8 protein-coding genes are annotated in these 8,882 nt (G+C 37.3%); all 8 read right to left on the reverse strand.

The genetic code is table 11. The features are described from left to right. Positions 1–89: 89 nt before the first annotated feature. Positions 90–785 (reverse strand): DUF624 domain-containing protein, encoded by a 696-nt coding sequence (locus V7112_RS00700; protein WP_335413900.1) that lies wholly within the window; start codon positions 783–785, stop codon positions 90–92. A 16-nt stretch (positions 786–801) separates the two neighbouring features. After that, positions 802–1,905: an ABC transporter ATP-binding protein gene (locus V7112_RS00705; RefSeq protein ID WP_335413903.1), complete on the reverse strand. Its 1,104-nt coding sequence runs from the start codon at positions 1,903–1,905 to the stop codon at positions 802–804. 13 nt (positions 1,906–1,918) lie between these two features. Continuing rightward, a complete protein-coding gene (locus V7112_RS00710; RefSeq protein ID WP_335413905.1) occupies positions 1,919–2,815 on the reverse strand; it encodes a carbohydrate ABC transporter permease in 897 nt (298 codons plus the stop codon). Positions 2,816–2,830: 15 nt separating this feature from the next. Then, the gene (locus V7112_RS00715; protein ID WP_335413908.1) at positions 2,831–3,763 is read right to left on the reverse strand and encodes a carbohydrate ABC transporter permease; all 933 of its coding nucleotides are present in this window, start codon (positions 3,761–3,763) and stop codon (positions 2,831–2,833) included. 62 nt (positions 3,764–3,825) lie between these two features. Beyond that, the gene (locus tag V7112_RS00720; RefSeq protein WP_335413913.1) at positions 3,826–5,190 is read right to left on the reverse strand and encodes an ABC transporter substrate-binding protein; all 1,365 of its coding nucleotides are present in this window, start codon (positions 5,188–5,190) and stop codon (positions 3,826–3,828) included. 84 nt (positions 5,191–5,274) lie between these two features. After that, the gene (locus tag V7112_RS00725; protein WP_335413916.1) at positions 5,275–5,985 is read right to left on the reverse strand and encodes a PIG-L deacetylase family protein; all 711 of its coding nucleotides are present in this window, start codon (positions 5,983–5,985) and stop codon (positions 5,275–5,277) included. Positions 5,986–6,293: 308 nt separating this feature from the next. Then, positions 6,294–7,211, reverse strand: a complete 918-nt coding sequence (murQ, locus tag V7112_RS00730) for an N-acetylmuramic acid 6-phosphate etherase (protein WP_335413919.1) — start codon at positions 7,209–7,211, stop codon at positions 6,294–6,296. 24 nt (positions 7,212–7,235) lie between these two features. Next, the coding region (gene nagZ / locus V7112_RS00735; RefSeq protein ID WP_335413922.1) for a beta-N-acetylhexosaminidase at positions 7,236–8,882 on the reverse strand (1,647 nt) is incomplete at its 5' end.

The raw sequence follows: 8,882 nt of genomic DNA on the forward strand, positions 1-8,882 counted from the left end.
CGCCCGTCATGTTTGTAACAAGTCCAATCCGTTTTCCCATAAACTCTTGCACTCTCGTTTCTAAAAAAACATCAAGTCCTAGCTTCATTTTATCCATTCACATCCTTTATTGGAGCAGAAACAACTGTCCTTTCAGTCTTTCGATCTGCCAACTGAATATTGGCTGCTGCATTAAGTGTAAAGACAGCCATGATACCGACATATAACAATAGAAAGCCAATAATGGTAAGCGATAATAAAACAGTAATTGAAGCAATTTGAATAAATAGTCCAAATGAATAAACCGGTTTAGCCATAAATATTCGAATCGACTTATTCATCACTGTAAACATCTTGCTATCTTCGCTAACAAGAAGTGGAATAGCATATACTTGAGAGACTAAGAACATGAAACAAAAATAGGTTTGGAAAATGCTAAAAATAAAGAGTCCATACCCACCATTGATTTCAAAATAGTACCACCAGGTGGATACTGGGATTAAAATTGCAACTAAATAGAAGAATCCAATAAATAGAGACCTTTTATAGAAGCGTACGAAAGAAGAAAAAAATCCAGGTATTATTCTAATTCTTTTCCTCTCTATAACCTGCTTCATCACTACAAGCACTGCGACTGTTGCCGGAAATAATGTTAAAAATAGATAAACTATCGCACTTGGAAGCGGTAATATAAAGATAGCTGGGACCAATAATAGTGACCACAGAACACTAACACCTAAAACTTTTGTGATGTTCGTAAAAATCTGATTACCTGTTTTGACTAATAGTTTACTTATACTTAACATTTTATTACTCCCTTTTTTAAACGATTCTTAATTGTGTTACTGGGTCAAACAAACTCATTTTTTCAAGGTTAAAATACAATTCTTTCTTCTGAAGTGATTCAACTTTATATTCCGATGGTACCTTCGCTGTAATCGTTTCCTCACCAATTGAGAAATAAAGCAATAACTCCGAGCCTAAATGTTCAACTGCTTTTAATATTGGTGTAATGATATTTTTTTCAGGCTTTGTATGCATTGTGTCTGTATTAATGATATCCTCAGGTCTAATACCGAAGACAACCTCTTTTCCTTGGTATGCATCATATTTCTTAACTAAAGACTCTGGGATTGTAAATGAATAATCAGCCGTTATTATTTGATTTCCTGATAGTCTTGCCTTTGCGAAATTCATTGGAGGTGATCCAATAAATCCAGCAACAAACATATTCTTCGGATGATTATAAAGCTCCTCTGGCGAAGAAATTTGTTGAATTTCACCTTGGTTCATTACAACAATTCGCTCTCCTAAAGTCATAGCCTCAACTTGGTCATGTGTTACATAGACAATTGTTGCTTCTAGACGCTTATGAAGCTCCGCTAATTCAATTCGCATTTGCACACGTAATTTTGCATCCAAATTACTTAAAGGTTCATCAAATAGGAAAACACTAGGATTTCGAACAATCGCACGGCCAACTGCAACACGTTGTCTTTGACCACCACTGAGTTCCCTTGGCTTTCGGTCTAACAAGGATTCAATATTTAATATTTCGGATGCTTGCTTAATCTTTTCTTCTATTACTTGTTTGGGAACCTTTAAATTTTTTAAACCAAAGGATAGATTTTCCTTAATTGTCATATGCGGATATAGAGCATAGTCCTGGAACACCATGGCAATATCTCTTTCCTTTGGATGGACTTTATTTACTAAGCGATCACCTATAAAAATATCACCTGATGATTGTCGTTCGAGCCCTGCAATCATGCGTAATGATGTTGTTTTACCGCATCCAGACGGACCAACAAATACAAGAAACTCTTTATCCTTTACAGTAAAAGTTGAATTATTGACAGCTTTTACTTTTCCTTTATTATCATCTTCAAATTCTTTCACTACATCGACAAACCTTACTTCTGCCATACTTAAGAGCCCCCTATCCTTTCACTGCACCAATTGTAATTCCACGTAAGAAGTATTTTTGCAATGCTAAAAATATAATAAACATTGGTAGTGCAGTTAATACAGCACCTGCCATCATTGCTCCATAATCCGCTGTATACTGATATCTGAAGCTTGTTAAACCAACTTGTAACGTTCTCATCGCATTTGAGTTTGTGACTAGGAACGGCCAGAAGAAGCTATTCCAGTTCGCAACAAATGTAAAAATCCCAAGAACAGCAAGACCTGGTTTTGCCATCGGCAGCATAACCTTCCAGAAAATCATTGGTTCTGAACAAGCATCGATTCGTGCTGCATCAATTAATGTTGATGGTAAAGATTGCATAAACTGTCTAGCTAAAAACACATTTGCTGTTGTGACCAAGGTTGGAACGATTAAAGCTGTATACGTATCAGCAATTTGGAATGTGTTAACTACTAAAATATATAATGGAATTAACGTTACTTGACTCGGTATCATCATGGATGCGAGTAAAATCCAAAATATCGTATTTCTCCCTGGGAAACGCAGCTTGGCAAAAGCATAACCAGCAAGGGAAGCAAAGAAAACATTTGATAATGTAAGAATTGTAGAAACTACAACACTATTAAAAAACCATCTACCAAATCCACCAACTTCAAATACTCGCTTATATGCATCAAGAGTCGGTTCTGTTGGAAAAAGTTGTGGTGGTACTTGTGTAATTGCACTTGTATCTTTAAAAGAGGAAGTGATCATCCATAAAAGCGGGATAAATGTTAAGATTGCCCAAATAGTTAGACCAATATAAATTAATACTTTACCAATTAGCTTGAGGGTCCTTCTATTTCTATCTTTTCTTTCATCTTCTAATAATTGCTTTTCAAAATTAGTGACGGGGTTTGTATTCATATCTATCAATTCCTCCTAGTATTCCACATCACTAGACATGAATTTAAATTGTAATATTGAAATGACAATGATAATAAATCCTAGAACAAATGATTCTGCTGCTGCTAGACCAAAGTCAAATGCTTGGAATGCATGATCGAATATTAAGTAGGCAATCGTCGTTGTTGCGAAATTCGGTCCACCTTGTGTCATAACATATGCCTGTTCAAACACTTGGAACGATCCAATGATACCCATTACTAGCATGTATAATGTAGTAGGCTTTAATAATGGCCATGTAATATTTTTTAATTTTGACCACCAGCTAGCTGAGTCAATATCTGCCGCCTCATATAACGATTTTGGGATTCCGCCCATCGCCGCCAAATATAACAACACTCCAGTTCCATGACCACCAATATATGTCATCAAAATGAGAGAGAATAATGCCGTATTTGGGTTTGCCAACCACATTTGTGAGTCAAATCCAAAAAAACCTAAGATTGCATTAAATAATCCCGCGCCAGTTGGATCAAAAATCCACAACCAAATCAATGACATTGTGATCCCAGATGTAACACCTGGCAAGTAAAAGGAAGCTTTAAAGAACGTTTGCGATTTACTATTTAGCGGGAAAATCATCATTGCTAAGAAAAGAGTAATAATGATATTAACTGGTACAGTAGCAACTGTGTAAATAACAGTATTTTTCATTGCTTTCCAGAAAATATCGTTATTTAATAAATTTTTATAATTTTCTAACCCAATCCATTCGGAGCCCATAACACCGTACTTTTGAAAGCTGTATATAAAGGACATGAAGATTGGATAGACTGTGAAGAATATAAATAATAGTAGCGGAACAGCAATAAAGGCGTAACACCAACCATAGTCTTTAAAAAACTGAACAAAGTTTGACCATGAATACTTTTTTGCTTTTCCATTCCCAGGATTTGCTGATGTTGTCACTTTTTCATCTCCTTTACATTTCTGAGCTTCCGCCAAATCTAGCGAAAGCTCAGAAACACTACCTACTTAAGACCAATTGATTCTGCACCTTTTTTCCAAGCTTCGATTGTTTCTTCAGCTGTTGCATCTCCGATGATGAATGATTGGAAATTAGGAGTAACAACTTCTGTTTTCAATTTCCAGGCTTTATCCGGAAGATCACCAGTTAATTTTGCTGCAGGTGTAAGGCTATTAAGGTATCTTTTGATAAATTTACCGTTTGGTGTATCTAACTGTAGCATATCAGAGTATTTCTCTTGTCCTGATTTTAATGCAGGAGGTAAAAACATAGTTGCTGCAGTAATACCTGAATCAGTACCAGTTAAGTGTTTTAATACTTTAGCTGCATTTGCAGTGTGCTCGTCACCTTGGTAATTCTTTTGTTTGAATAGCATTAAACCGCCTGCTCCACCGAATGCAGATTCTTTTTCGCCATCTTTATGCGGCATTGGTAATAATACAAAGTCAATTTTTTCGCCTTTTACTTTGCCAGCATCAATATCTGCATTTCTTTGGTTAGTTTCATTGATTTTGTATGGGCCTGTACGACCATAGATTGCTGCTTGAAGATTGTTGAACATTTCATCGGCTTTAGCTGCATCAATACCACCAGTTTCTTTTGGCATGATCCCTTCATCTCTAAGTTTTGCCAAGAATTTTAATGATTCTAATGCCTTGTCGCCACCAAGAGAAAATGTGCCATCTTCTTCTACTTGGTTACGAATACCATTGTTCATTAAAAGGTGTGTAAACGTTTCTTCGTTTTGTCCTTGAGTTACGAAACCATACGTATCCCCTTGAGTTGCTTTCTTTGCGATTTCATAGAACTCGTCCCAAGTCCAGCCTTCGTTTTGAATCTTTTCAACATCTGCTCCTGCAGCTTCTAGCAATGCACGGTTTCCGCCCCAAGTGTGGACAGATAGGTAATGTGGGATTCCCCAAAGTTTATCTTCATATGTGTAAACCAATTTACCGTATTCTTCCATGTCAGCTAATTCATCGTCATTCATATATTCATCTAAAGGAAGTGCTAATCCTGTTTGAATATATTTTGCGTTAAGTAAAGAGAACATGACATCCGGTGGGTTACCAGCATTTAATGCGGTTGTAAATTTCTTATCACCTTCTGCCCATGATAAAATTTCGTATTTAACTTTAATATCTGGATTTTCTTTTTCAAAGTCTTCAATTAAAGCCTGTAAATCTTGCTCATAGCTATTTGCACCTGTTTCTTCATTTCCTTGGTAGTGAGGATATGTCCAAACTGTTATTTCGTCTTTACCTTTTTTCCCATCTTTTTTCTCACCATCGCCAGCGCTTTCTTTTGAAGAGCAACCAGCCGCTACTAGTAGAAGTAGTGAGATACATAGAATTAATAACTTCTTCATGCTTGTTTTCCCCCTGTTTTTTGGTAGTTTATATATTTACTTTGACTTTTTTATAGAGCCAAAGGTGAAACCTGTTTTATACAATTAGATTTCGTGTCCTGGAATAAATCCTCTTCTTACATTTCCGCCAGTTGGGAATTTCAAGGTCTGTGCATATTTTGCTCGACTCACACAACCTCTGATTGTTCCTAATGCTTTGTAATAATCATAGTAGCGGAATGATGTTGAATTCATGATGAACCAATAATGTGACAACGCTTCCAGATATGTGTCAAATTCTTCAGATACGTCTACAAAAATATCAGGAACATACCCCTCCATGTCTTCCCAGTTTTCACTATGATAGAATGGATAGAAATGAGCCGGTAGACCTTCTAGATCAAATCCTGGAAGACCTGCCTTTAATTGAGCCGCCTCTACAATTCGTGGACAAAGTGCATGATCAGGGTGCATACTGTTCACCCAGTGGGTGATTACTACAGTTGGGCGAAGCTTACGCATTAATGTTGCAACACGGGTAACAATTTCATCATCAAACTTTAATTCTGCATCCTTATAATCTAGTGTTATACTTTTTCCACCTAATATCTCAGCCACTTTTTCGGCTTCCTTGATCTTCTGTATACGATAATCTTCTACTGAAATATGCGGAGGGTTTCCTTTTTCACCTGCTGTTAAATGAACAAAAGTTACATCCCATCCAGCTTTTGCATATTTATGTGCAATTGCTCCCCCTTGAATCTCAACGTCCCCACAGTGTGCTCCTACTAGGACTAAATGCTTCTTTTTCTCCATCTCGTTACACCTCTCTTAATTTTTGCCAATAGGTAATTCTTCTTGTAAAACCTTGTTCCTAGTAATAAAAACTATAAGAAATAATTACCACAAAGATAACGCTTTCAATAGGGGTAAAAAAATATAAAAATGCTTTATACTAAACTTATGAACTACTAATAGTATATCACGGAAAAAGTATAAATGAAATCTAATTTTAATAAAAATATATTATTTTGTATTTATATTTCAATCTTATCTATCATTTTCTTTTAAGATGCAAACTTTAGGCTGACTTTTAAATAAGCCAGCCTTTGTTATCTTCGCTATTAAAGCAAGATTCTGCGTTTCGCTATTTCAATTGCATTTCTTACAAATCCATTGGCCATTTGAATACTATTTTTTGCTGTTTCGAAATCTACTCCTGCTTTGATCATCACAATGGCTGGTTTTACTTCATAATTCGTAAGTTCTAATACTTCTTCCACTTTGTCATATGGTTCATTCGTTATCGTAGAGACAATGTTCTTGGCACGTTCCTTTAATTTTACATTGCTCGGATTCACGTCCACCATTAAATTTTCATACACCTTACCGAGTTTTATCATTGTTGAGGTAGTAATCATATTCAAAATGAGTTTATGGGCAGTTGCTGCTTTCATACGGGTTGAGCCTGTAACCACTTCTGGACCTGTCGCCACTTCTATTGCAACATCTGAGTATTTACTAATCATTGAATCCTGATTACTCGATAAACTAATTGTTTTTGCCCCAATCTGTTTCGCATATTGAAGGGCACCAACCACATACGGTGTTCTTCCACTTGCTGCAATTCCAACTACTACATCTAGATGGGTAAGCTTTTTTTCTGCTAAATCGATTGCGCCCTGCTGAGTGTCATCCTCTGCTCCTTCGACAGCTTCCACTAAAGCGATAGTTCCCCCCGCCATAATTCCTTGAACTAACTCAGGTGAAGTGCTGTACGTTGGCGGACATTCCACTGCATCTAGGATACCAAGTCGACCACTTGTCCCCGCTCCTACATAAAATAATCTTCCGCCTTTTAGAAGAGATGTATTGACGATATCGACGGTTGCTGCAATTTCGGGTAATACTGCCTCTACACTAAATGCAACCGTCTTATCCTCATCGTTAATCGTCTTTAAAATCTCCCGGGTCGACATTTGATCGATATTAGCACTTTTTTCATTTCTCGATTCTGTTGTTAATGTTGCGATTTTTATCATGTATTATCCATCCCTTTTTGAGGATTATTTGCCTTCTACTAATCTCTTTGTAACAGTTACCGGCAGGTTCCCCTTAACCTCTTCTTTTCCAAAAATTGCACCAGCCGCAACCTTTAAAGCTGGATAGGTAAACTCATAGGTATTCATATAAACCGGAACATCTGGCAAATATCCATAATCGTATGGACTTCTCATTGCAATCACAATGATAGAATCCTTTTCTTTTATGAGCTTCTCAATCAAGGTAATTTGTTTACTATTAGGCGTAATGGTGAGTGTACCCACAATGACCGTGTCATAGTCGCTCGCCTTCTCAACAATGGCCTCAATTTCTTTTTCACTTAGCGCGCTTGAAAACTGGAAGATATCCGCATTTGGCTCATATTCTTTGATGGCTTCTCCTAATGAGAGGTTGGCATATCGCTTATCCTCCACTTGCATCGTTGTGCCATTGTCAGGATGCACTACTAGAATGCGTGAGCTATTTGTAGAAAGTGGAAGAATCCCATTATTTTTTACAATGGTCACACCCTCTTTATAAGCTTCATGTGCTATATTCTCATGCTGCTTACTCCCTACTGTTTCAGGTACTACCGGTTCTTCCCCCAAATATAAATCATCCCAGCTAAGATATTTTTCTTTAAGTGAATTGATTCTTTGAATCGCTTGGTCAATCTCTTCTTCTTTTAACTCTCCATTTTCAACTGCCTTCAAAATTTCCCGAATCGCCCCTACTTGCCTTTCAATCGTATGGGAAATCATGACATAGTCTACCCCAGCCTTAAGTGCTGCGACAGCGCCTTTTTCGGTTCCGATTCCGTGTAGAATCGCGTTCATTTCCATACAATCTGTTGTTACAACACCATTAAAATGAAGTTTTTCACGTAATAAACCAGTCACTACCTTCCTTGAAAGCGTTGCTGGTATACCTGGTTCTGTTTCAATCGATGGAAAATAAACATGTGCAGTCATAATGGTATCTGCACCCTCGGCAATACAATCCTTAAATGGCTTTAATTCAATCTCCTCAAGGCGTGCCAAACCATGTGTGATGACTGGTAAATCCAAATGTGAATCTACATTCGTATCCCCATGACCTGGAAAATGCTTTAATGTTGTTGCAATGCCAGCCTCCTGCATTCCTTGCATAGATGCTCGACCGAAACTTGATACACTTTCTGCGGATTCCCCAAAAGAACGAACTCCGATAACAGGGTTATCCGGATTATTATTAACGTCAAGAACGGGAGCAAGGTTCCAGTTAATTCCTAATGCCTTTAATTCTTTACCTGTAGCAACCCCTACATTATAGGCATGATTTGGATTGCCTGTGGCACCTAGTGTCATTGCACCCGGAAAAATAGTAGCTCCTTCACCTAAACGTCGGACAACTCCATTTTCCTGATCCACACATATTAATAAAGGGTGTGGATATCCAGCCTTTTTTGCTTCACGCTGGAGATCCGTGGTGAGTGCTAATACTTCCTTAGGAGTTCCTATATTTCTGCCAAATAAAATAATCGAACCAATATGGTAGTCGTGGATTAAATCCCGTACTTCCTGCGGTACCTTAATACCGTTAAACCCAATAACAAGTAATTGCCCTGCTTTTTTTGCTAATTTAGTATTTTCCATACCTACACCTCTCCCTTTTACAATCAAATACGCCTT

The sequence above is a fragment of the Bacillus sp. JJ1566 genome (assembly GCF_036962685.1).
Classification (GTDB): domain Bacteria; phylum Bacillota; class Bacilli; order Bacillales; family Bacillaceae_L; genus Ferdinandcohnia.